Origin of the sequence: Enterobacter cloacae complex sp. SYL001 (assembly GCF_049237025.1) — a bacterium.
Classification (GTDB): domain Bacteria; phylum Pseudomonadota; class Gammaproteobacteria; order Enterobacterales; family Enterobacteriaceae; genus Enterobacter; species Enterobacter intestinihominis.
The window spans coordinates 168,384-191,931 of the sequence record NZ_JBMKJI010000001.1; the positions used below are offsets into that span (position 1 = coordinate 168,384).

18 protein-coding genes are annotated in these 23,548 nt (G+C 55.1%); 15 read left to right on the forward strand and 3 right to left on the reverse strand.

Annotated elements, in window-relative coordinates; translation table 11 throughout:
- Nucleotides 1–2: 2 nt before the first annotated feature.
- Both ACOTZP_RS00785 and ACOTZP_RS00790 read left to right on the forward strand, forming a co-directional pair.
- Nucleotides 3–1,085: an ABC transporter ATP-binding protein gene (locus tag ACOTZP_RS00785; RefSeq protein WP_022648294.1), complete on the forward strand. Its 1,083-nt coding sequence runs from the start codon at nt 3–5 to the stop codon at nt 1,083–1,085.
- A gap of 66 nt (nt 1,086–1,151) precedes the next feature.
- Entirely contained in the window at nt 1,152–2,066 is a 915-nt protein-coding gene (locus ACOTZP_RS00790) for an OmpG family monomeric porin (RefSeq protein WP_206227648.1), read from the forward strand.
- 33 nt (nt 2,067–2,099) lie between these two features.
- Here ACOTZP_RS00790 and ACOTZP_RS00795 read toward each other — a convergent pair whose 3' ends face one another.
- Complete coding sequence (locus tag ACOTZP_RS00795) at nt 2,100–3,110, reverse strand: LacI family DNA-binding transcriptional regulator (RefSeq protein ID WP_022648292.1); 1,011 nt, start codon at nt 3,108–3,110, stop codon at nt 2,100–2,102.
- Nucleotides 3,111–3,265: 155 nt separating this feature from the next.
- Between ACOTZP_RS00795 and ACOTZP_RS00800 the strand changes: the two genes are divergently transcribed.
- The 3 genes from ACOTZP_RS00800 to tyrR all read left to right on the forward strand — a co-directional run bounded on the left by ACOTZP_RS00800 (nt 3,266) and on the right by tyrR (nt 7,365).
- Nucleotides 3,266–4,663: a YcjX family protein gene (locus tag ACOTZP_RS00800; RefSeq protein WP_022648291.1), complete on the forward strand. Its 1,398-nt coding sequence runs from the start codon at nt 3,266–3,268 to the stop codon at nt 4,661–4,663.
- On the forward strand, nt 4,660–5,712 hold the full coding sequence (locus ACOTZP_RS00805) for a YcjF family protein (RefSeq protein WP_063147243.1): 1,053 nt from the start codon (nt 4,660–4,662) through the stop codon (nt 5,710–5,712). The genes ACOTZP_RS00800 and ACOTZP_RS00805 overlap by 4 nt, the downstream gene beginning before the upstream one ends.
- Nucleotides 5,713–5,823: 111 nt before the next feature.
- On the forward strand, nt 5,824–7,365 hold the full coding sequence (gene tyrR, locus ACOTZP_RS00810) for a transcriptional regulator TyrR (protein WP_022648289.1): 1,542 nt from the start codon (nt 5,824–5,826) through the stop codon (nt 7,363–7,365).
- A 34-nt stretch (nt 7,366–7,399) separates the two neighbouring features.
- On the opposite strand, the gene tpx is transcribed toward tyrR, so the two are convergent.
- Nucleotides 7,400–7,906 carry a thiol peroxidase gene (gene tpx, locus ACOTZP_RS00815; RefSeq protein WP_003856889.1) on the reverse strand — a complete coding sequence of 169 codons (507 nt, stop codon included), beginning with the start codon at nt 7,904–7,906 and terminating at the stop codon, nt 7,400–7,402.
- Between the two features lie 106 nt (nt 7,907–8,012).
- Between tpx and ycjG the strand changes: the two genes are divergently transcribed.
- Entirely contained in the window at nt 8,013–8,978 is a 966-nt protein-coding gene (ycjG, locus tag ACOTZP_RS00820; protein WP_108367625.1) for an L-Ala-D/L-Glu epimerase, read from the forward strand.
- On the opposite strand, the gene mpaA is transcribed toward ycjG, so the two are convergent.
- Entirely contained in the window at nt 8,969–9,682 is a 714-nt protein-coding gene (mpaA, locus tag ACOTZP_RS00825; protein WP_022648287.1) for a murein tripeptide amidase MpaA, read from the reverse strand. The two genes, ycjG and mpaA, sit on opposite strands and share 10 nt — an antisense overlap.
- Before the next feature lie 183 nt (nt 9,683–9,865).
- On the opposite strand from mpaA, the gene ACOTZP_RS00830 reads away from it, so the two are divergent.
- The 9 genes from ACOTZP_RS00830 to ACOTZP_RS00870 all read left to right on the forward strand — a co-directional run bounded on the left by ACOTZP_RS00830 (nt 9,866) and on the right by ACOTZP_RS00870 (nt 23,533).
- A complete protein-coding gene (locus tag ACOTZP_RS00830; protein ID WP_023300237.1) occupies nt 9,866–11,482 on the forward strand; it encodes a peptide ABC transporter substrate-binding protein in 1,617 nt (538 codons plus the stop codon).
- Between the two features lie 612 nt (nt 11,483–12,094).
- Nucleotides 12,095–12,586, forward strand: coding sequence for a type VI secretion system contractile sheath small subunit (tssB, locus tag ACOTZP_RS00835; RefSeq protein ID WP_023300236.1), 492 nt, complete (start codon nt 12,095–12,097; stop codon nt 12,584–12,586).
- Nucleotides 12,587–12,620: 34 nt separating this feature from the next.
- Nucleotides 12,621–14,162 carry a type VI secretion system contractile sheath large subunit gene (tssC, locus tag ACOTZP_RS00840; protein ID WP_404346959.1) on the forward strand — a complete coding sequence of 514 codons (1,542 nt, stop codon included), beginning with the start codon at nt 12,621–12,623 and terminating at the stop codon, nt 14,160–14,162.
- A 13-nt stretch (nt 14,163–14,175) separates the two neighbouring features.
- The gene (gene tssK / locus ACOTZP_RS00845) at nt 14,176–15,519 is read left to right on the forward strand and encodes a type VI secretion system baseplate subunit TssK (RefSeq protein WP_271074672.1); all 1,344 of its coding nucleotides are present in this window, start codon (nt 14,176–14,178) and stop codon (nt 15,517–15,519) included.
- On the forward strand, nt 15,516–16,190 hold the full coding sequence (gene tssL, locus ACOTZP_RS00850) for a type VI secretion system protein TssL, short form (protein ID WP_192969788.1): 675 nt from the start codon (nt 15,516–15,518) through the stop codon (nt 16,188–16,190). Before tssK ends, tssL begins: the two co-directional genes overlap by 4 nt.
- A complete protein-coding gene (locus ACOTZP_RS00855) occupies nt 16,190–17,860 on the forward strand; it encodes an OmpA family protein (protein WP_271086505.1) in 1,671 nt (556 codons plus the stop codon). The genes tssL and ACOTZP_RS00855 overlap by 1 nt, the downstream gene beginning before the upstream one ends.
- A 5-nt stretch (nt 17,861–17,865) precedes the next feature.
- Nucleotides 17,866–18,357: a type VI secretion system effector Hcp gene (gene hcp, locus ACOTZP_RS00860; protein WP_022651331.1), complete on the forward strand. Its 492-nt coding sequence runs from the start codon at nt 17,866–17,868 to the stop codon at nt 18,355–18,357.
- 173 nt (nt 18,358–18,530) lie between these two features.
- The gene (gene tssH / locus ACOTZP_RS00865) at nt 18,531–21,179 is read left to right on the forward strand and encodes a type VI secretion system ATPase TssH (RefSeq protein ID WP_271074674.1); all 2,649 of its coding nucleotides are present in this window, start codon (nt 18,531–18,533) and stop codon (nt 21,177–21,179) included.
- On the forward strand, nt 21,176–23,533 hold the full coding sequence (locus ACOTZP_RS00870) for a type VI secretion system Vgr family protein (RefSeq protein ID WP_421633580.1): 2,358 nt from the start codon (nt 21,176–21,178) through the stop codon (nt 23,531–23,533). Before tssH ends, ACOTZP_RS00870 begins: the two co-directional genes overlap by 4 nt.
- Nucleotides 23,534–23,548: the final 15 nt, after the last annotated feature.

Consider the following 23,548-nt stretch of genomic DNA (forward strand, 5'->3'; position numbering starts at 1 on the left):
TAATGGCTCAACTGTCTCTGAAACACATTCAGAAAATCTATGATAACCAGGTCCACGTGGTTAAGGATTTCAATCTCGAGATTGAAGATAAAGAATTTATCGTCTTCGTCGGTCCATCGGGCTGTGGGAAATCCACGACGTTGCGAATGATCGCCGGCCTTGAGGAGATCAGCGCAGGTGAACTGATTATTGACGGGGTTTGCATGAATGATGTTCCCGCCAAGTCTCGTGATATCGCAATGGTCTTCCAGAACTATGCGCTCTATCCGCATATGACGGTCTACGACAACATGGCGTTTGGTCTGAAGATGCAAAAAATAGCACCTTCCATCATCGAAGAACGTGTTAGCTGGGCGGCCCAGATCCTGGGTTTACGCGACTATCTCCAGCGTAAACCTGGCGCATTGTCAGGTGGTCAGCGTCAGCGCGTGGCGTTAGGCAGGGCGATAGTGCGTGAAGCAGGGGTCTTCCTGATGGATGAACCGCTGTCAAACCTCGATGCCAAGCTTCGTGTACAGATGCGCGCTGAAATCAGCAAGCTGCACCAGAAGCTCAACACCACCATGATTTACGTGACGCACGATCAGACGGAAGCCATGACGATGGCGACCCGTATTGTGATTTTAAAAGACGGCATCATTCAGCAGGTGGGCGCGCCGAAGCAGGTTTACAACGAGCCGGCGAATATGTTCGTTGCAGGCTTTATTGGTTCACCTGCGATGAACTTCATTCGTGGCGCGATCGACGACCGATATTTCGTGACGGAAACGCTGCGTCTGGAGATCCCGGAGGAGAAGCTGGCCGTACTGAATGCGCAAGGTTACCAGCGCAAAGCGGTCGTCTTTGGGATCCGTCCGGAAGACATTCTCACGCTACAGCGCAGCGGTGAAAACATCGCGGCGAAGATCAGCGTCGCTGAGCTGACTGGGGCAGAATTTATGCTTTATGCCAACGTGGGCGGGCATGAACTGGTTGTCCGTGCGGGAGCGGCGGATGATTACGTTGCAGGAGATAATATCGGCATCCAGTTCGATATGAGTAAGTGCCATTTCTTCGATGCTGATACTGAAGCAGCTATTAGATAAGAAAGGTATTCGCCGGAAATGAAAGTTTCCGGTTTTTTTGTATGTTAATTATAAAGGAATATTTTAATGAGTACTCTACTAAGAAGTGCTGCGCTCGTTCTGTGCGCAGGGGTTAGCTGCGCGCAAGCAACAGAAACAGCAAAACACTGGGAGTTTAATATTGGTGCCATGTATGAAATTGAAAACGTCGAAGGGCAGGGTGACGATAAAGATGGATTATATGAACCTTCCGTGTGGTTTAACGCCACGTATGATGCGTGGACAATTTCACTGGCGATGTATCAGGAAGGCCCGGTTGATTACAGCAGCATGACGCGCGGCACCTATTTCGATCGTCCTGAATTTGAATTACGGTATCGCTTCATTGGCACCGATGATTTTACGCTGGGTCTTACGGGCGGTTTCCGTAATTATGGATATCATTTTAAAGATGAGCACGGTGCGAAAGACGGTAGTGCTAATATGCAGCGCTATAAAATTCAGCCTGACTGGGATGTGAAATTAACAGATGACTGGCGTTTTGGCGGTTGGTTTGCCATGTACCAGTTTGCGAATGACCTGGGAAAAACCGGTTATTCTGACAGCCGCGTCGAAACGGAAACCGGATTTACCTGGACAATAAACGAAACCGTCTCTGCAAAAGTTAACTACTATTTAGAGCGTGGCTTCAATATGGACAGTTCACGTAATAACGGTGAATTCTCCACCCAGGAGATTCGTGCCTACCTGCCTGTTTCATTAGGCCAGACAACGCTTACACCTTACACCCGTCTGGGGCTCGATCGCTGGTCAAACTGGGACTGGCAGGACGATCCAACTCGTGAAGGGCATGACTTCAACCGACTGGGTCTGCTCTATGCTTATGACTTTGCGAATGGCCTTTCCATGACGCTCGAGTATGCCTACGAATGGGAAAATCATGACGAAGGCGAGAGCGACCGCTTCCACTATGCGGGTGTCGGCGTCAATTACGCGTTCTGATGACGTTATACCAGGGGCGTTTGCCCCTGGTTTTTAGCGTAACGAAGCTGCATCTGAAAAATGTGTTTCAACCAATACCTTATGCGGCGCAGGTTTATCCGCAATGCACCTGAACAACAAATCGCAGCTCTCTTCGCCCAGCTTTTTCGTGGGGATATCAAAGCCGCCTGGTGCAGGGGTTAAAATGAGAGATAGCATCGGGTCGCTGTATCCTGCCATTGCGACCTGTTCCGGGATCGCCAGATTTAGCGCATCCGCGGCACGATAAAGACTCAGCAATTTCATGCTGTCAGTCGCAAAAACCGCATCGGGCGGGTTGTCTGAGGAGAGTAGCTGGCAGGCCGCCTGAAGCGCGCTTTCATGGGTATAGCCGCCATCGATAACCCAGGTCGGGTTAATTTCGATGCCGTGTTTCTCAAGGCTGAATTTATAACCCGCCAGGCGATCGATAGAGACGTGATAATCGAGCGGGGCATGCAGGCAGGCAATTTTGGTGCGGCCATGCGTGATAAACGAGTCTGTTAATATGGCGCTGTCGCGGAAATTATCCGTGTCGACAGAATAGATATTCTGGTAATTTCCTTCCACTTTACCAATGACGACCACGGGCACACCGTATTCATCCAGCGTCGAGAAAAACGACTCGTTCGCCGGCGAGCTTAGCATGATGATGCCTTTGATCATCTTCTGCTTTATTTTACCCACGCATTTTTGCAGATCATCTTCACTGCTTTTGGACGTTTGTAAAATAACATCAAAACCTTCTTCTTCTGCTTTTGCCGTAATGGCATGCAGTACATCTGAGAAAAAGGGATTTCCTGCAGTGGTCTTGGTTGAGCGGGTCGAAATAACCATAATGGCGTCGAAGCCAGAAGAGGTGAGTGCGCGGGCAAGTTTATTAGGTTGGTAATTTAACTCATCTATCGCCTTCAACACCTTTTCACGCGCTTCAGGAGAAATATTCGTTTGTTTATTCAGAACGCGTGACACGGTTGATTTCGAAACGCCAGCAACGCGGGCAATATCATAGATGGTGGGTGACATACACCTTACTCACTCCAGACTGACAGCAATTGCGTCCATCTTACTGGAGAGAAAACGGCAATAGCAATAATTAAGAATTGATAATCAACGATCTGCCCCAATTTACTGTATTCTGAAGTGACTTTGTTCAGGGTTCCAGACAATGAAGGACGGCGATGAAGCGACTTAAAAACGAATTCAATTCTCTGGTGAACCGTGGCGTTGATCGCCATCTGCGTCTTGCCGTTACCGGGCTGAGCCGCAGCGGTAAGACGGCATTCATTACGGCGATGGTCAATCAGCTGTTGAACCTGCATGCTGGGGCGCGCCTGCCACTGCTTAGCGCGGTGCGCGAGGAGCGATTGTTAGGCGTAAAACGCGTACCGCAACGTGATTTTGGCATCCCCCGTTTCACCTATGATGAAGGTCTGGCACAGTTATACGGGGAGCCTCCCGCCTGGCCCACCCCGACGCGTGGCGTGAGCGAAATTCGCCTTGCGCTTCGTTTTCGCTCGAATGAATCCCTGATGCGTCACTTCAAAGAAACGTCCACGCTGTATCTCGAAATTGTGGATTATCCGGGAGAATGGCTGCTCGATTTACCGATGCTGGCGCAGGATTACCTGAGCTGGTCCCGGCAGATGACCGGTCTGTTGCAGGGGCAGCGGGCAGAGTGGTCGACCAAATGGCGCCAGCTTTGCGAAGGGCTGGATCCGCTGGCGCCGGCGGATGAAAACCGTCTGGCCGTCATAGCCCAGGCCTGGACGGATTACCTGCATCAGTGCAAGCAGGAAGGGCTGCATTTTATTCAGCCTGGCCGTTTTGTTCTGCCGGGAGATCTAGCCGGTGCTCCCGCGCTACAGTTTTTCCCGTGGCCGGACGTTGACCGCATCGGCGAATCGAAGCTGGCACAGGCAGACAAGACCACTAACGCCGGTATGCTCCGCGAGCGATACAATTATTACTGTGAGAAGGTGGTTAAGGGTTTTTATAAAAATCATTTTTTACGCTTTGACCGCCAGATCGTGCTGGTGGACTGCCTGCAACCCCTCAACAGCGGGCCGCAGGCGTTCAATGATATGCGGCTGGCGCTGACGCAGCTGATGCAAAGTTTTCATTATGGCCAGCGTACGCTGTTTCGCCGTTTATTCTCGCCGGTCATCGACAAGCTGCTGTTTGCCGCCACAAAAGCTGATCATGTGACGGTCGATCAGCACGCCAACATGGTATCCCTGCTGCAACAGCTGGTGCAGGATGCCTGGCAGAACGCGGCGTTCGAAGGGATTAGTATGGATTGTCTGGGTCTGGCGTCCGTACAGGCTACACAGAGTGGGTTGATTGACGTGAATGGCGAGAAAATTCCGGCCCTGCGGGGCAACCGACTCAGCGACGGTGAGCCGCTCACGGTCTATCCGGGCGAAGTTCCCCCGCGTTTGCCGGGCCAGGCTTTCTGGCAAAGCCAGGGTTTTCAGTTCGAAGACTTCCGTCCGCAGAGCATGAACGTTGACCAGCCATTGCCGCATATTCGTCTGGATGCCGCGCTGGAGTTTTTAATTGGAGATAAATTGCGATGACGGAACCGTTAAAACCCCGCATTGATTTTACCGGCCAGCTTGAGCAGTCCCCGCATGAGGCGTTTAAAACAGCGCAAACCTTCAGCGGTCCGCAGGCCGACAACTTTGCTCCCGTGCTGGCAGAGGAGCCGTTGGTTGAAGAGGGGCAGGCGGAAGCGGTCGTTGATGCGGCACTGCGCCCGAAACGCAGCCTGTGGCGTAAGATGGTGACCGCCGGGTTAGCCCTTTTTGGTGTGAGCGTAATTGGTCAGGGCGTGCAGTGGGGCGTCAATGCCTGGCAAACCCAGGACTGGGTAGCGCTGGGGGGATGCGCCGCCGGGGCGTTGATCGTTGGTGCGGGCGTCGGCTCGGTCGTGACCGAGTGGCGTCGCCTCTGGCGTCTGCGTCAGCGTGCGCACGAACGCGATGAAGCGCGGGATCTGCTGCACAGTCACGGCACCGGAAAAGGGCGTGCTTTTTGTGAAAAGCTTGCGGCTCAGGCCGGGATAGATCACTCTCACCCGGCGCTTCAGCGCTGGTATGCGGCGATCCACGAAACCCAGAATGACCAGGAAGTGGTCACGCTCTATGCGCACATTGTTCAGCCGGTACTGGATGCGCAGGCTCGTCGTGAGATCAGCCGCTCGGCGGCGGAATCCACCCTGATGATTGCCGTCAGTCCGCTGGCGATGGTGGACATGGCCTTTATCGCCTGGCGCAACCTGCGCCTGATCAACCGCATCGCCAGACTGTATGGCATTGAGCTTGGCTATTACAGCCGACTGCGCCTGTTCAAACTGGTGTTGCTGAATATCGCCTTCGCCGGGGCAAGCGAACTGGTGCGGGAGGTCGGGATGGACTGGATGTCGCAGGATCTTGCGGCGCGTCTCTCTGCCCGGGCGGCGCAGGGGATTGGTGCCGGTCTGCTGACGGCACGCTTAGGAATCAAAGCGATGGAGGTTTGTCGTCCACTCCCCTGGATCGATGGCGATAAGCCGCGGCTGGGGGATTTCCGTCGCGAATTGATTGGTCAGCTTAAAGAGACGCTCAATAAAAAACCTTCTCAGTGAGGTTTCGTTTACTAATCGTGCGGGCTGTCAATATTTGTTGACAGCCACCTTCCCGAATACCGTGATCTGACATATCATTTTACTGTTATTGGCTTAAACGGTGAATTTCCCATGCGTCTGGAAGTCTTTTGTGAGGACCGTCTCGGTCTGACCCGCGAGTTACTCGATCTTCTTGTTTTACGTAGCATTGATTTACGTGGCATAGAGATCGACCCTGTCGGGCGAATTTACCTCAATTTTGCCGAAATTGAATTTAATACCTTCAGTAGCCTGATGGCCGAAATCCGCCGTATCGCTGGCGTTACGGATGTACGCACCATCCCCTGGATGCCATCCGAGCGGGAACACCTTGCGCTGAGCGCACTGCTGGAAGCAATGCCGGAGCCGTTTCTCTCTCTCGATCTGAAAAACAAAGTCGAGCGCGTTAACCAGGCCAGTTGCCAGCTGTTTGCGCAGACTCAGGAAAAGCTTATCGGTCATTACGCCACGCAATTGATCCCAGGTTTTAATTTCCAGCGCTGGCTGGACAGCAACCCGCAAAATACCCATAGCGAGCACGTCGTCATCAATGGACAGAATTTTCTGATGGAGATCACGCCGGTCTACCTGAAAGGGGAAAATGCCGCGCGGGTGCTCACCGGCGCGGTAATCATGCTGCGCTCCACGGTGCGCATGGGACGCCAGTTACAGAACCTTTCCAGCCAGGACGTCGGCGCATTCAGCCAGATTATTGCGGTGAGCCCGAAGATGCGTCACGTGCTCGACCAGGCGCGCAAGCTGGCAAATCTTACGGCACCGCTGCTGATTACCGGGGATACCGGTACGGGGAAAGATCTGCTGGCGCATGCTGTGCATATGGCCAGTCCGCGTGCGGCAAAACCGTATCTGGCGTTGAACTGCGCGTCTATTCCTGAAGATGCGGTGGAAAGTGAACTGTTCGGGCATGCGCCGGAAGGCAAAAAAGGCTTCTTTGAACAGGCGAATGGCGGCTCGGTGTTGCTGGACGAGATTGGTGAAATGTCGCCACGCATGCAGGCGAAACTGCTGCGTTTTCTCAATGACGGCACGTTCCGCCGCGTGGGGGAAGATCATGAAGTGCACGTGGATGTACGCGTCATCTGCGCCACCCAGAAAAACCTGGTGGAGCTGGTGCAGAAAGGGGTATTCCGCGAAGATCTCTACTATCGTCTCAACGTTCTGACGCTTAATATTCCGCCGCTGCGCGATTGCCCGCAGGACATCATGCCGTTGACGGAACTCTTTGTCGCCCGTTTTGCCGACGAGCAGGGCGTGCCGCGTCCGAAGCTCTCTGCCGACCTGGGTACCGTGCTGACGCGTTACGGCTGGCCGGGCAATATTCGTCAGCTAAAAAATGCGGTCTATCGCGCATTAACTCAGCTTGAAGGGTATGAACTGCGTCCTCAGGATATTCTGTTGCCGGATTACGATGCCGGGACGGTCTCGGTAGGCGAAGAGGCAATGGAAGGCTCGCTGGATGACATCACCAGCCGTTTCGAGCGTTCGGTGTTAACGCAGCTTTATCGCAGCTATCCGAGCACGCGCAAGCTGGCTAAACGTCTTGGGGTGTCACATACCGCGATTGCGAATAAGCTGCGCGAGTATGGGTTAAATCAGAAGAAGGGTGACGAATAAATAAAAAAGCCTCTTTGCAGAGGCTTTTTTACGTTTAGGCTTTAAGTGCCTCAAGTGCAGCGGTGTAATCCGGTTCGGTAGTGATTTCGTTAACCAGCTCACTGAAAACAACGTTGTCGTTTTCGTCGATCACCAGCACCGCACGAGCAGCCAGACCTTTCAGCGCGCCTTCGGAAATGGCAACACCGTATTTTTCCAGGAAATCGGGGCTACGCAGAGTGGAAAGGGTGATGACGTTGCTCAGGCCTTCAGCGCCGCAGAAACGAGACTGGGCAAACGGCAGGTCAGCAGAAATGCACAGCACTACGGTGTTGTCCATTTCGGTCGCCAGCTGGTTGAATTTACGCACTGATGCAGCACAAACGCCAGTATCGATGCTTGGGAAAATGTTCAGGACTTTACGTTTGCCAGCAAACTGGCTCAGCGTGACGTCAGACAGATCTTTAGCCACCAGAGTAAAAGGCTGTGCTTTGCTGCCAGACTGTGGGATGGAACCTGCAACAGCAACCGGGTTGCCCTGGAAATGAACGAGTTGTGACATAGATATCTTCCTGTTTACAAATAGTTAACGTCGTGGCTAGTGTATGTCATCCGCAGTTAGCACGGCAAACCAATTTTCTGCCTTTCCGGCCTGCAAGGAGTCAGTGATGAGAAGCGTTAAGGTCTATGAAGAAGCCTGGCCATTGCACACCCCGTTTGTGATCTCGCGCGGCAGCCGTAATGAGGCCTGCGTGGTCGTGGTTGAATGTGAAGAGGACGGCGTAAAAGGCGTCGGGGAATGTACCCCTTATCCTCGCTACGGAGAAAGCCTGGCGTCAGTCATGGCGCAAATTATGACGGTGGTGCCCGAGTTGCAGGCGGGCCTGACGCGTGAGGCTCTTCAGCAGAGGTTGCCGGCCGGCGCGGCGCGTAACGCGATTGACTGCGCACTCTGGAGTCTGGAAGCGGCGAAACAACAAAAACCGCTACCTTCGCTGCTGGACGTTACGCTGCCGCAATCGATCGTCACCGCGCAAACGGTGGTCATTGGTGAACCAGAGCAAATGGCCGCCAGCGCTCAGGCGTTGTATGCCACCGGTGCAACCTTATTAAAGGTGAAGCTCGACGATCGTCTGATTAGCGAACGCATGGTCGCCATTCGTGCGGCGGTACCTGATGCCACCCTTATCGTCGATGCAAACGAATCATGGCACAGCGAAGGGCTGGCAGCCCGTTGTCAGCTGCTTGCCGATCTGGGCATTGCCATGCTGGAGCAGCCCCTCCCGGCAGAAGACGATGCCGCGCTGGCGAATTTTATTCATCCGCTTCCCGTCTGTGCAGACGAAAGCTGTCATACCCGTGAGAGCCTGTCAGCCCTCAAGGGCCGCTACGAGATGGTGAACATCAAGCTGGATAAAACGGGTGGGTTAACCGAGGCCCTGGCACTGGCACAAGATGCGCAGGCGCAAGGCTTTTCCCTGATGCTGGGCTGTATGTTGTGCACGTCCAGAGCGATCGGTGCTGCACTCCCGCTGGTGAACAGCGTGCGTTTTGCCGATCTGGATGGCCCAACCTGGCTGGCGGTTGACGTTTCACCCGCCCTGAGTTTTACCTCCGGCGTACTTCATCTTTGAGGCTGCCAGCGCAGAAGATCTGTCATCGCTCTGAGGTATTTTTCACTCGCTTCATCCGAGGAAATAGGCGGAAACTCTGCGGTGATACAGTGAAGACTGAGGTCCGCGCACCAGCTGCCAAACGACCCGGGCGTTTCATACCCGACGCTGGTTACCAGAGGTAGAGCAAACGCATCCGCCAGCCACTGCCCGAGCGCTGTATGACGAGGATCTTCAATACAGGCGAGGGGATCGTGGAAAGAGACAACCCAGGCCGGGTGGATCTTATGAATAAGCTGACACAGCGCCTGGGTTTCGGGCTCGGAACCCGGTTTTTCTCCCGTAAGCAGGACCACATCTCGTTCCTGCGCCGAACTGTTCCAGCGATACACCGTTTCACCGGCACGCCAGTTTGCTGCCGGAAAGTTCCTGTTAAGGTCAACGCCTCGTGCATTCGCCCGTAATCCAAGCTGGCATCCGTCCGGGTTGACGGTCAAAATCACATGATGTCGTCGTAAATCGGGGGCCAGCGTACGTAGCGCGCACGAAAGCGTCACGATGGACGAGTTTTCATCGCCATGTGTGCCCGCAATGATTAAGCCGCTAGTGCGATCGGGCTCGGGAGCCGGAAACCAGATCAGTGGGGCGCCTAAAAATGAGCGGCCATAATGTTCAGTCCCGGGCGGGAAGGCGCCGCGTTCCGTTCTTGGTCGGGTGGTTGCCATAATAAACCCTGATGATGAAGTCGCTTCTGGCAGTGTTGTGCAAATCCCGCGCTTAATCAAATAGTTTCCGTCTGTGTGTAAAATTGCCTGACATCAACTTTCCTGAGGAAGCATTTGCATTTCTCCGTTTCGAAACAAATAATTACGCATCTGCCTGTTACCTGACATCATTAAGGGGATCGTATGAAGCATCCTGTTTCGCTTCTTTGTACTGCGCTGTGGCTGTGCGGGTTTTCTTCACTTTCATATGCCGCGGAGGTTCCCAGGGGAACGGTGCTGGCGCAAAAGCAGGAGCTGGTTCGACACATTAAAGATGAACCCGCCTCGCTCGATCCGGCAAAAGCGGTGGGTTTACCCGAGATACAGGTGATCCGCGACCTTTATGAAGGGCTGGTGAATCAGAACGAAAAAGGGGAGCTGGTTCCCGGCGTGGCGACGCGCTGGCAGAGCAACGATAACCGTGTCTGGACGTTTACGTTGCGGGATAACGCGAAGTGGTCTGACGGTACCCCGGTGACGGCACAAGATTTTGTCTACAGCTGGCGTCGTCTGGTTGATCCTAAAACTACGTCACCTTTCGCCTGGTTTGCAGCGCTGGCGGGTATTAATAATGCGCAGGCCATTATCGATGGTAAAGCTGCACCGGAAACGCTCGGCGTGACGGCAGTCGATGCTAAAACGCTGCGCGTGCAGCTGGATAAACCGCTGCCATGGTTCAGCAACCTCACGGCTAGCTTTGCGTTCTATCCTGTTCAAAAGGCAAACGTGGAAAGCGGTAAAGAATGGACGCGCCCTGGCGCGCTCATCGGCAACGGTGCGTATGTGCTGAAAGATCGCGTGGTGAATGAAAAACTGGTGGTTGAGCCGAATACTCACTACTGGGATAACGCCAACACGGTGCTTAAAAAAGTCACCTTTGTGCCAATCAACCAGGAGTCCTCAGCGACCAAACGCTATCTGGCGGGCGATATCGATATTACAGAATCGTTTCCGAAAAACATGTACCAGAAGCTGCTTAAAGATATTCCGGGACAGGTTTATACACCGCCACAGCTTGGGACCTATTACTACGCGTTTAACACACAAAAAGGCCCAACTGCGGATGCCCGCGTACGTCTGGCGCTCAGCATGACTATCGACAGACGTATTATGGCTGAAAAAGTCCTGGGAACCGGTGAGAAACCGGCCTGGCATTTCACTCCCGATGTCACTGCCGGTTTTACACCGGAAATCTCGCCATTTGAGCAGATGTCGCAGCAGGAGCTAAATGCTCAGGCGAAAACGTTATTACAGGCGGCAGGCTATGGTCCCCAGCGCCCGCTGAAATTAACGCTGCTGTACAACACGTCTGAAAACCACCAGAAAATCGCCATTGCCGTCGCATCTATGTGGAAGAAAAATCTGGGTGTTGACGTTAAGTTGCAGAATCAGGAATGGAAGACCTACATCGACAGCCGCAATACCGGGAATTTCGACGTGATCCGTGCGTCGTGGGTAGGGGATTATAATGAGCCGTCGACATTCCTGTCGCTGCTGACGTCCTCTCACACCGGCAACATCTCACGGTTCAACGACCCTGCTTACGATAAGATTATTCATCAGGCGACGCTCGAAACCACTGAAAAAGCGCGTAATGCAGACTACAACATGGCCGAGAAGATCCTCGCCGAGAAAGCGCCGATAGCCCCTATTTATCAATACACCAATGGCCGCCTCATTAAGCCCTGGGTTAAAGGGTATCCGATAAATAACCCAGAGGATGTTGCGTACAGTCGTACAATGTATATTGAAAAGCATTAAAAAAACAGGAAAGGCGCTTAAGTGGTTTTGGCAAATAGCCGTACATCGCTTAAGCGCCTGAACTCACGGTTCATGGTACCTACAGGCTAGTTATTATCAAAATTCCTTTCATAAAAAATCATTTATTCTTTTGATGAATGCTTCGAACGACATCTCTTTTCCAGTTTATTGAAAAGCGTGCAAGCATTTATACATCCTCCATGTAATAGCTTAATTCCTGCTATTTAAAACCTGACTTTTGTCCGATTTAGGATTTTTCCATATTCAGGAGGTTTATTGAATAAGATGATATGTCTCTGCGATTTTGCAGCTGATGCTTAAGTCAGCATTGATATAAATCAATTATTCAACGACAGGTGGCAATGAATTCAATATTCTCTATCAAGGCAGACGTTCCTGCTAATCTATTGTGAATAAATGGTTAATACTTTCTGCGTGCCACTTATATCTGGAATTTATAAATACCACTGATTAGTGGAAAATTCTTAAGAAAAATCCATATACAGATCTTTGATCTGAAAAGTTGATCATGAATGGGCTTTTGCTCTAATATGGTTTTGTAAAGACCCGTCACTCACTTAACTCGTATTTCTTGCAAAGAAAGGGACTGCTATGGCCGATTCATTTCAGAATGAGGTGCCCAAGGCACGCATAAATTTAAAACTGGCGCTGCATACAGGCGGCGCGCAGAAGAAAGTCGAACTGCCGCTTAAACTTCTCACTGTCGGTGATTTCAGTAATGGAAAAGAGAATCGTCCATTGTCCGAAAGGAAGAAAATCAACGTCAACAAAAATAACTTTAATAGCGTACTTTCGGAATTTAACCCGGAGGTTAATCTGACGGTGCCTAACACCATGGCTGTCGATGGTTCGGAGGAAAGTATAAAACTGAATTTCTCCGATATTAAGGATTTCGAACCTGAACAGGTTGCCCGCCAGATCCCCCAGCTCCGCGCCATGCTGGCCATGCGTAATTTATTACGCGACCTCAAATCCAATCTTCTTGATAACGCCACTTTCAGAAAAGAACTCGAGAAAATTCTTAAGGACCCGGCGCTGTCTCAGGAATTACGCGACGAAATGAGTGCACTGGCCCCGAAATAAGCGGCATGTGTAATTTAATGGATTAACCGGGAATATGCTGATGTCTGTGAATAGTGAAACCGCCTCCGCGCAGGGGCAGACCATCGTACTGGAAAAAGAGGGCGTTTACGCCTCCCTGTTTGAAAAAATCAACCTGACTCCGGCCTCGAGCCTGGGTGATATCAATGCGTTTCTGGATGATGCCGCGCTTTCTGACGCGCCGGCGGGTGAACGCCTGACGGCGGCGATGCAGGTGTTTATGGACTGCATCCGTAAATCCGGTCAGCCCGTGGAGAAGCTCGACAAAACGCTGATTGACCACCATATCGCCGAACTGGATTTCCAGATCAGCCGTCAGCTGGATGCCGTAATGCATCACCAGGCGTTCCAGAAGGTGGAGTCCCTGTGGCGCGGCCTGAAGCAGCTGGTGGACAACACCGACTACCGCCAGAATGTGAAAACCGAAATTCTGGACGTCTCCAAGGACGACCTGCGCCAGGATTTTGAGGATGCACCGGAACTGATCCAGAGCGGCCTCTACTGGCACACCTATACCGCCGAATTCGACACCCCGGGCGGCGAGCCGATTGGCTCAGTGATTTCATCCTATGAATTTGACGCCAGTCCGCAGGATGTGGCGCTGCTGCGCAACATCTCGAAAGTGTCTGCCGCCGCACATATGCCGTTTATTGGCTCTGTCGGGCCTAAATTCTTCCTGAAAGACTCTATGGAAGAGGTTGCTGCGATTAAGGATATCGGCAACTACTTCGACCGCGCGGAGTACATCAAGTGGAAATCCTTCCGCGATACTGACGACGCCCGCTACATCGGCCTCGTGATGCCGCGCGTGCTGGGGCGTCTGCCGTATGGCCCGGACACCGTACCGGTGCGCAGCTTTAACTACGTTGAGCAGGTGAAAGGCCCGGATCACGAGAAATACCTGTGGACCAGCGCGTCGTTCTCCTTCGCGTCAAACATGGTGAAGAGCTTCATCAATAACGGCTGGTGCGTGCAAATCCGTGGCCCGCAGGCGGGCGGGGCGGTGAAAGATCTGCCTATTCATCTGTACGATTTGGGTACCGGCAACCAGGTGAAAATCCCGTCTGAGGTGATGATCCCGGAGACCCGCGAGTTTGAGTTTGCCAACCTCGGCTTTATTCCGCTCTCGTATTACAAAAACCGCGACTATGCCTGCTTCTTCTCGGCGAACTCCGCGCAGAAACCGGCGCTGTACGACACCGCAGATGCCACGGCCAACAGCCGCATCAATGCCCGTCTGCCGTACATCTTCCTGCTGTCGCGTATTGCGCACTATCTGAAGCTCATCCAGCGCGAGAACATCGGCACCACCAAGGACCGCCGCCTGCTGGAGCTGGAGCTGAATACCTGGGTGCGTAGTCTGGTGACGGAAATGACCGATCCGGGCGATGAGTTGCAGGCATCTCATCCGCTGCGTGACGCGAAGGTGGTGGTGGAAGATATCGAAGACAACCCGGGTTTCTTCCGCGTGAAGCTGTTTGCGGTACCGCACTTCCAGGTGGAAGGCATGGATGTGAACCTGTCTCTGGTGAGCCAGATGCCGAAAGCGAAAGCGTAAGGCGGTAGCAGGGATGAAAATTTATCGTCCGCTGTGGAACGAGGGGGCGTTGCTGTCCCCTCAGCAGTTCCAGCAACAGTCCGAATGGGAAACGTTTCGCAGCACAGGCGTGGCAGCGCTCTCCTCGCCGTTTGCGTGGGGCGTTGAGCAGGTGGAATTTGATGAAAGGCTGCTGGGTAGGGGTCTGATTCAGATTACACAACTGCGGGTCTGGCTGCCGGATGGCACGCTGGTTGATACGTCAGTCAGCGATCTGCCTCCGGAGCCGCGCGAGCTGGATTTATCGCAGCATTCAGACGCGGTTACGGTGGTGATTGCCTTGCCGTTGATGCAGTCCGGGTTAAATAACGTGCTCCAGGAAACGGCAGTGGCCGATCGGCCGCTCCGTTACCGTGAAGAGTGGGTGCATGTTCAGGATGCGTTTGGCAGCGAAGAGGAGTCCGTCGCTGTTGCCCGCTTTAATCTGGCGATCCGTTTTGAGCATGAGGATAACGCGTCGTGGCAGTGCTGTCCGGTTGCACGGCTGATCCGGGACGGGCAGGGGAGCTGGCGTCATGATCCGGCATTCATTCCGCCTATGGCCCTGTTTTCTGCCAGCCCGACGATGCGGGAAAGGCTGGTGTTACTGAACCGCCAGCTTCGCTCCCGCCGCCAACGGTTGATGTCCATGCGTCGGGAAAGTAATGAGCGCCTGGCGGATTTTGCTGTGGCGGATGTTTCTCTTTTTTGGCTTCTCAATGCGCTTAACTCTCATGCCAGGGTACTGGTCGAGTTTGAACGTTTTCCGGCTCGCCATCCGGAACAGGTGTGGGCAGAGCTTGCGCGGCTTGCTGGCAGTATGCTGACGTTTTCTCTGGACAGCGATCTGGACGCAATCCCTGGCTATGACCACGCCCGGCCTGAAATGACGTTTCCACCGCTGTTTGAACTGATCGCCGGTTTACTGGAAGCCAGCCTGCCGTCCCGTGTGATAGCGCTGGAGATGTCCCGACCTGACGCCCAGACCTGGAAAGCCTCGCTGCACGACATTCGGCTGCGTGAAGAAGCCGATCTCTGGCTCTCTGTCCGGTCTGACGTTCCGGCCTGGCAAGTGGCGGAGAAATTCCCGGCATTATGCAAGGCGGGTTCCCCGGATGATGTGAATGCGATTTCCACCGTTGCGCTGCAGGGGATCCCACTCATTGCCGTGAATCGCGTGCCTGCTGCGTTACCGGTGCGGATGGAGAACCAGTACTTCGCGCTGGACATGGAAAGTGCTGCGGCACGGGACATGCTGGAGCAGGGGATCTGTATGTTCTATGTGCCTGCCCTGCTGGGACAGCTTGAACTTGAACTGTTTGCGGTACTGCGATCATGAGAAAAGAAACCGATATCGATGCCCTGATGGCGGAGACTTGGCTCACCGTCGCCCTGCTTAAGCAGGGGGCAACAACGCCTGACGGGAATGTGCTGTACGACACCTGCTGCAAACATGTGGAAAGCGTGCGCGAGGCGCTGGATCGTGCAGGATATGATGAAGCCAGCATCGATCATATCTCTTATGCACAGTGCGCGCTGCTTGACGAAGTGGTGATGAGCAGAAAACTGCATGACGGGGCAGATGCTGATGCGGGCCAGGTGGCCTGGCGAAAAGCGCCGCTACAGGCGCGCTATTTCGGGTCGCTGCACGCCGGTGAAGCCCTGTGGGATCGTATTGCGGAAGTATTGCGCCAGCCAGCGCCAAACATGGCCGTTCTGACCTGCTATCACCGGGTGCTCGCGCTGGGATTCCAGGGGTTGTACAGCATGGGGTCTGTCAGCCAGACCCAGCGTGAAGAGGCAATGAAAGCGCTTGCTGAGCGGGTTCCGCCACTTGATGCTGGCCTTTCCCTGGTGGTTCGCAGGACCGGAAAACACCGTTACAGCCTGCTGCGCTCTGTCTGGTTCTGGATCGCGGCGGCGGCGGTAATTACCGGTGCCGTATGGTGGGGCGGTCATCTCTGGCTCCAGGCTCTGCTGTCCGCGCAGTTACCGGAGTTGCCCCATTAATGCGTAAATCGGTCATGGTTTCACTGATATTCCACGTACTGGCGGGTGCCGCGACGCTTTTATGGCTTCTGTGGGGCTTCATTCCGGCAGGCACGCTGTTTAAAGGCGTGATGACGCTGTGCATTGTTGCGCTGGCCGTCTGGCAGATCCGGCAAAAAAGCCGTTTCAGCCAGGCTCAGGGCAATGGCGGGTCTGGTTTTGATCTGCCGGTACTTGCTGATGCGGGTCCGGTTGTTCTTGTCTGCGGAGACAGACTGGATGCCCTGTTCGGGGAGCATGATCTGCGTAAAACAGCGCAGGGCTGGTGGCTGCGGGTGAATGACGTCAGCAGGCTCACTGATATCGTGCGCGATATTCAGGAGCGGCAGCCGCGCCAGGCCGGACAGATCGCCGTTATGTATGCCTCCCACCCCGACGGGCACCAGGATGAAGCGGTGCTGCGCGCGACCCTGAAAGCGTTGCGCCAGCAGATGAAACAGCTGAGCCTGATCGCCGGATTCACACCGCCGGTGATCCTGAGCGGTGAGTTTTCCGGCCCTGAAACCCCGTGGGTTATTGTCCATGGTGACAAACCGGTTGTTTACCCTGTTGATGAGACGCCACAGGCTACGGACGACTGGCAACAGGCAAATCGTCTGGCGCTGATGCCTGTACTGCGGGAAGGCTTTGCTTTTATGCGCACCCTTCTTATGGATGAACTGGCTAAAGAGGATCGGCTATTTCCGCCGGTCCACCCGTTTGCTGTGGCTCTGAAAAGCGGCGGCGCTTCAGCCAGCAATACGTCTTTATGGGCACTCTGGCTTTGTCGCTTGACACACCTGCTTCTGCCGCAGACAGACGAAATGGCGGAGGCATCCGGTCGTTTTCCTGATGCGGTACTACCGTTGCTCAAGCCTTACTGTGCATCTGTTCAGGGCGGGAAGCGCACCCGCCGTCTCATTGTGTGGGTCCTGGCCTGCGTTCTTGCTGCCCTTGGTTTTTCTGCCATGAATAACGCGGCGCTGATCCGCCAGGTGGGAATGAATCTGCAGCGCTGGTATGCCATCCCCATGAACCATTATGAGCCTAAGGCGCAGTCACTTGCCGCACTGAAACAGGACGCCCTTCTGCTGGAGCGCTGGCAGCGGCAGGGGGAACCGCTCAGGTATGCGCTGGGCTATTACCCTGGTCAGAGTCTGTGGCTGGCGTTACAGAAGGCGATTGACACGTATGTGCCGCCACCGGCTCCCGCCATGGAACCGGTACCGAAAATCATCCGCCTCGACAGCATGTCGCTGTTCGATACCGGAAAGTGGGCGCTTAAACCCGCCTCAACGAAGCTGCTGGTGAACTCACTGGTGGGGATCAAGGCGAAGCCCGGCTGGCTGATTGTGGTGGCGGGCCATACCGACAGCACCGGGGATGACCCGTCCAACCAGGTGCTGCCCCTGAAGCGTGCGGAGTCGGTCCGCGACTGGATGCGGGATACCGGCGACGTGCCGGAGAGCTGTTTTGCGGTGCAGGGCTATGGTGAAAGCCGTCCTGTCGCCACCAACGACACGGCGGAAGGGCGTGCGCTGAACCGCCGTGTCGAAATCAGTCTGGTACCGCAGGCGAATGCCTGCCAGGCGCCGGGCAAGACCCATGCGTCATCGCAGGATGATGGCGCTGATAACAATGTAACGGAGTAATTAATATGGCAATTCCAGTCTATCTGTGGCTGAAGGACGATGGCGGCGCGGACATCAAAGGGTCCGTGGACGTGAAAGACCGTGAAGGCAGTATCGAAGTGGTGGCCCAGGAGCACAACCTGTACATCCCGACCGATAACAATACCGGCAAGCTGACCGGCACCCGTATTCACACGCCTTTCCTGTTCACCAAGGAAATCGACTCCTCCAGCCCGTACCTGTACAAGGCGGTGACGACCGGCCAGACCCTGAAATCGGCCGAGTTCAAATGGTACAGAATCAATGACGCAGGCCAGGAAGTGGAGTACTTCAACACGAAGCTTGAGAACGTGAAGCTGGTGAAAGTGAATCCGAAGATGCATGACATCAAGGATCCTGCTTTCGAGAAGCACAACCACCTCGAGCAGATTGAACTGCGCTACGAAAAAATCACCTGGACCTACAAGGACGGCAACATCATTCATTCCGATTCCTGGAACGAACGCGCCACTGCGTAAGAGCCCCGAGCAGACGGTCAGCCGTCTGCTTTTTTTGCTGAGCGCCTGCACTGACGGGTGGTCAGCAAAGAAAAACACAATCTGCCTGCCCGACCTGATGCGCTTTGGGTTCCTGAATAACAGGGAACAGCGACGGGCGGTAGCGTGTCCGGAACTGATAAAGAGAGAGTCTCATGGAAAATCCAGCCATCCTGTTACGCCGTCTTAATCCTTACTGTGCCCGCGCGATGGAAGGGGCCGCGTCCCTGTGCCAGACCCGCGCCCATGCGGAAATACTGCCTGAGCACTGGCTGCTGAAACTGCTGGAGCAGGGTGAGGGCGACCTGACGGTGCTGGCGCGGCGCTACGAATGGGATATGGATACGATATGGCAGGATATGCTGGGTTTTCTGGACAGCCTGCCACGGTCAGTGCGCAGCCGTCCGCAGCTTTCGGAGGGCGTGAAGTCACTGATGCAGGACGCCTGGCTGCACGCCTCGCTGTCGGGGGAAGAGCACATCCGCAGCATTCACCTCCTGATGGCTCTGGTGGAAAACCCGAAACTGCTGCGCTGTGACGGCCTGTGGCCGCTGCTGACGCTGGCGCAGAGCCAGCTTGAGCGCCTGCGTGGACTTCTGGATGCGCAGTCGGATGAGCGCCCGGAGGTGCAGCAGGAAGCGGAGCTTACGCAGGGCGATGAGGTGGAGTTTGTCGGCCGTCCGGTGAATGCGGATATAAAAGGAGAGCTGAACCCGGCGTTGCAGAATGCGCTGGACAGGTTCACCCTCGACGTCACCGCCCGCGCCCGTGAGGGCAGAATCGACCCGGTCTGTGGCCGCGACAATGAAATCCGCCAGATGGTGGACATTCTTTCCCGGCGGCGCAAGAACAACCCGATTCTGGTCGGCGAACCGGGGGTGGGTAAGACCGCGCTCGTGGAAGGACTGGCGCTGCGCATTCATGAGGGCAATGTGCCGGACGCGCTGAAGCCGGTCTCGGTGCGCACCCTTGACCTCGGCCTGTTACAGGCCGGGGCGGGTGTGAAGGGGGAATTCGAGCAGCGCCTGAAAAACATCATCGACGCGGTGCAGCAGTCACCCCTGCCGGTTCTGCTCTTTATTGACGAGGCGCACACCATTATCGGCGCGGGCAACCAGGCGGGCGGCGCCGATGCGGCCAACCTGCTGAAACCGGCGCTCGCCCGCGGTGAGCTCAGAACCATCGCCGCCACCACCTGGAGCGAGTACAAACAGTACTTTGAGCGCGACGCCGCGCTGGAGCGTCGTTTCCAGATGGTGAAAGTTGACGAACCGGACGACGTCACCGCGTGCCTGATGCTGCGGGGACTCAAGTCACGCTACGCGCAGCACCATGGCGTGCATATTACCGATGAAGCGGTTAAAGCCGCCGTCACGTTGTCCAGACGCTATCTGACCGGACGCCAGCTTCCGGACAAGGCGGTGGATTTGCTGGATACCGCCTCTGCCCGTGTCCGTATGAGCCTGGATACGGTGCCGGAACCGCTGACACGCATGAAGGCGCAGCTCACGGCACTGGCTATGGAGAAGCAGGCGCTGCTGGAGGATATCGCGGTGGGTAATACCGCCCACAGCGAACGTCTGGCTGCCATCGGAGAGGAAGAAGTCGCCATCATTTTACAGCTCGACGAACGGGAAACCCGGTACGGCCAGGAGCTGGCGCTGACGCAGGAACTGCTTGCCTGCCGCACGGATATCTCCCGCCAGGGAGAGATTGCGGACCTTCAGATGCAGCTTACTGCCGTGCAGCAGAATACCCCGCTGCTGGGGCTGGATGTGGACGCGCGTACGGTTGCCACCGTTATCGCCGACTGGACCGGCGTACCGCTCTCCTCATTAATGAAGGACGAACAGACCGAACTGCTGAGTCTGGAGCAAAACCTCGGCGTACGGGTGGTCGGCCAGGACAGTGCACTGAATGCCATTGCGCAGCGCCTGCGCGCCAGCAAAACCGGTCTTGCGCCGGAGAACGGCCCGCAGGGCGTGTTCCTGCTTGTGGGGCCGAGCGGCACCGGCAAGACCGAAACCGCCCTGGCGCTGGCCGATGAACTGTTCGGCGGCGAGAAGTCCCTTATCACCATCAACCTCTCCGAGTACCAGGAGCCACACACCGTCTCGCAGCTCAAGGGCTCACCGCCGGGCTACGTGGGTTACGGCCAGGGCGGCATTCTGACCGAAGCCGTCCGTAAGCGCCCGTACAGCGTGGTGCTGCTGGATGAAGTGGAAAAGGCGCACCGGGACGTGATGAACCTGTTCTACCAGGTGTTTGACCGGGGCTTCATGCGCGACGGCGAGGGGCGGGAAATTGACTTCCGCAACACGGTGATTCTGATGACCTCCAACCTCGGCAGCGACCTCATCATGCAGATGCTGGAGGAACAGCCGGAGGCGACAGAGCCGGACCTGCATGAACTGCTGCGTTCTGTCCTGCGGGACCACTTCCAGCCCGCGCTGCTCGCGCGCTTCCAGACGGTGATTTACTGTCCGCTGGCGCAGGCAGCGATGCGTACCATTGTGGAGATGAAGCTGAATCAGGTGAGCAGACGCCTCAACCGTCACTATGGTATGACTACCCATATCAGCGAAAGCCTGTACGACGCGCTGACTGCCGCCTGCCTGCTGCCGGACACCGGGGCGCGTAATGTTGACAGCCTGCTGAACCAGCAGATTCTGCCGGTGCTGAGCCAGCAACTGCTGACCCACATGGCCGCGAAACAGAAACCACATACCCTGACGCTCGGCTGGGATGAGGAAGAGGGGATCGTGCTGGAGTTTGATGAACAAACGAAAGGAGAGGTGTCATGAACAGTTCCCTGATCAACAGGGCAACCGATGCGTTGCAGCTGCTGTTGGGCCAGTCACGTTACCGGGTTGATGTGCATGGATGCGGCGATTTCCTGGATGTTCTGCGTTACAATTCGGTTGAGTCACTTAGCCAGCCATGGCGGTATGATGTGACAGTCACCTGTTCTTCTGCGGATATTGCCTGCGACACGTTACTGCTGAAACCGGCGTCATTTACCTTCCAGACCCCGATGTTTGACGGGGCACCGGCGCTGCCGGTCCGGACGGTTTATGGGGTGGTGGAGTCATTTCGCCGGATTTCCACGTCAAATGACGAGACCCGTTACGCACTGAAGATCGTTCCCCGCATCGCGCTTTTGGGTTTTACAAAGGGCAGTCAGATTTTCCTCAACCAGTCGGTCACGGAAGTGGTTGAACAGGTACTCCGTAAACACGGCCTGGAAGGTCCTGACTTTGCGTTCCGGCTCTCAAGGGAGTACCCGGCCCGGGAGCTCATCACCCAGTGGCGGGAAACTGACCTTGAGTTTATCCAGCGCCTGCTGGCGGAGGTGGGCATTTACTGGCGCTATGAAATGGACAGCCATCTTGAGCAGGATGTGGTGATTTTTCAGGACAGCCAGCAGCAGTATGAATTTGGCATCACGCTGCCATTGCGCAACCAGGCCGGGATGAATGACAGCGGGCAGGAGAGCATATGGAATATTCAGACCGCATATAACGTGGTGAGCGGGTGTGTGGCCACCCGTGACTACAACTACCATGAGGCGCTGTCGCCGCAGGACAGTTCCGAAAGCATTTTCAGCAAGGAAGGGATCACCACCGGGGAAACGTACCATTACGCGGAACCCTTTCTGACAGCAGGTGACGCTGAAAGTACAGAGTCCGGCGCATACTTCGCCCGCCTGCGCCACGAACGCATTCTGAACACGCAGTATCATGTCACCGGGCATTCCTCAAGCCCTCATCTGGTTCCGGGGCAGGTACTGGAAACGGACGGAACGCTTCCCGATGCCGTCAGGGAAGGCATCGTCATCACCACGGTGCGCTCTGGTGGTTCACGCAAACGTAGCTTTACGCTGACGTTTGAGGGGATCCCCTACAGCGAAACCGTCTGCTGGCGTCCGGCACTGCTCAGTCGCCCGGTGATATCCGGCTCGCTGCCTGCACGGGTGGAAAGCATACAGAAAGGCGACACCTATTCCTGGCTGGATACGGAAGGGCGCTACCGTGTGAAACTTGACTTCGACCGCAGCAGTTCTGAACAGGGTTATGCCTGTATGTGGCTGCGGCTGGCTAAACCCTATGCCGGTGATACTTACGGATTCCACTCACCGCTTATCGACGGAACTGAAGTTGCCGTCGTATTTGACGGCGGAGACCCGGATCGTCCCTACATTGCCTATGCCCTGCATGATTCAGAACATCCGGACCATGTCACCAGTGACAATCATACGCGGAACGTGTGGCGTACCCCGGCGAACAATAAGCTGCGGATGGAGGATAAGCGCCAGGAAGAGCATATCAAGCTCGCGACGGAATACGGCAAAACGCAGCTGAACCTGGGACACCTGGTCAACAGCCAGCGTGAAAAGCGCGGGGCCGGTTTTGAACTGCGAACGGATGAGCATGGCGCAGTACGTGCGGCAAAAGGGCTGTTTCTGACGGCGGATGCCCAGGCCAAAGCGCAGGGCCCGGTGCTGGAAATGGCGCCTGCGATAAGTCAGATTAACCAGGCTAACAGCCAGATGCAGGCCCTGAACAGCGCCGCTGAAGCCGCAGGAGCGCTGGTCAGTGACATCAGTACCCAGATAAATTTTGTGACCGACAAAATCAAAGATCTCCAGTCTGCGGTCCTGCTGGGGAGTGCGCCGCAGGGGGTGGCACTGACCTCAGGTGAACATCTTCAGCTCAGCAGTACCCGCAATACCATGATCAATGCCGGTCATCATCTTGATATCGGTGCGATGAAAAATCTGTCTGTAACGGTAGAAAAAGCCCTGGGTATGTTTGTCCATAAAGAAGGGGCTAAGCTGGTCGCCAACCAGGGAGACATCGAGATTCAGGCTCAGCACAACACGATGGCACTGTTTTCTGAAAAGCAGCTGACGGTGACCAGTAGTGAAGACGAAATTATTATCAGCACCCCGGAAACGCTTACGCTGAACGGTGGCGGATCTTACCTGAGGCTGAGTAAGAACGGCATTGAGCATGGTTCATCAGGTGAGTTCATTATGAAGACGTCGGACTATCTGGTACCTGGATCGGGCGCAAATCTCCCCAACGAAACACCCAATTTCAGCCTGACGGATATCACTCAGGAAAACAAAATCAGCAGCAAGTCATTTAACGACTGACAGGGAGTGTGAATC

Bases quoted from the DNA above. Each gene is read 5' to 3' on its own strand.
- ACOTZP_RS00805 (WP_063147243.1), top strand. From the start codon at position 4,660: ATGACGGAACCGTTAAAACCCCGCATTGATTTTACCGGCCAGCTTGAG.
- mpaA (WP_022648287.1), bottom strand. From the start codon at position 9,682: ATGGCAACCACCCGACCAAGAACGGAACGCGGCGCCTTCCCGCCCGGG.
- ACOTZP_RS00830 (WP_023300237.1), top strand. From the start codon at position 9,866: ATGAAGCATCCTGTTTCGCTTCTTTGTACTGCGCTGTGGCTGTGCGGG.
- tyrR (WP_022648289.1), top strand. From the start codon at position 5,824: ATGCGTCTGGAAGTCTTTTGTGAGGACCGTCTCGGTCTGACCCGCGAG.
- ACOTZP_RS00870 (WP_421633580.1), top strand. From the start codon at position 21,176: ATGAACAGTTCCCTGATCAACAGGGCAACCGATGCGTTGCAGCTGCTG.
- tssH (WP_271074674.1), top strand. From the start codon at position 18,531: ATGGAAAATCCAGCCATCCTGTTACGCCGTCTTAATCCTTACTGTGCC.
- tssC (WP_404346959.1), top strand. From the start codon at position 12,621: ATGCTGATGTCTGTGAATAGTGAAACCGCCTCCGCGCAGGGGCAGACC.
- tpx (WP_003856889.1), bottom strand. From the start codon at position 7,906: ATGTCACAACTCGTTCATTTCCAGGGCAACCCGGTTGCTGTTGCAGGT.
- ACOTZP_RS00800 (WP_022648291.1), top strand. From the start codon at position 3,266: ATGAAGCGACTTAAAAACGAATTCAATTCTCTGGTGAACCGTGGCGTT.
- ACOTZP_RS00790 (WP_206227648.1), top strand. From the start codon at position 1,152: ATGAGTACTCTACTAAGAAGTGCTGCGCTCGTTCTGTGCGCAGGGGTT.
- ACOTZP_RS00785 (WP_022648294.1), top strand. From the start codon at position 3: ATGGCTCAACTGTCTCTGAAACACATTCAGAAAATCTATGATAACCAG.
- ACOTZP_RS00795 (WP_022648292.1), bottom strand. From the start codon at position 3,110: ATGTCACCCACCATCTATGATATTGCCCGCGTTGCTGGCGTTTCGAAA.
- ACOTZP_RS00855 (WP_271086505.1), top strand. From the start codon at position 16,190: ATGCGTAAATCGGTCATGGTTTCACTGATATTCCACGTACTGGCGGGT.
- tssB (WP_023300236.1), top strand. From the start codon at position 12,095: ATGGCCGATTCATTTCAGAATGAGGTGCCCAAGGCACGCATAAATTTA.
- tssK (WP_271074672.1), top strand. From the start codon at position 14,176: ATGAAAATTTATCGTCCGCTGTGGAACGAGGGGGCGTTGCTGTCCCCT.
- ycjG (WP_108367625.1), top strand. From the start codon at position 8,013: ATGAGAAGCGTTAAGGTCTATGAAGAAGCCTGGCCATTGCACACCCCG.
- hcp (WP_022651331.1), top strand. From the start codon at position 17,866: ATGGCAATTCCAGTCTATCTGTGGCTGAAGGACGATGGCGGCGCGGAC.
- tssL (WP_192969788.1), top strand. From the start codon at position 15,516: ATGAGAAAAGAAACCGATATCGATGCCCTGATGGCGGAGACTTGGCTC.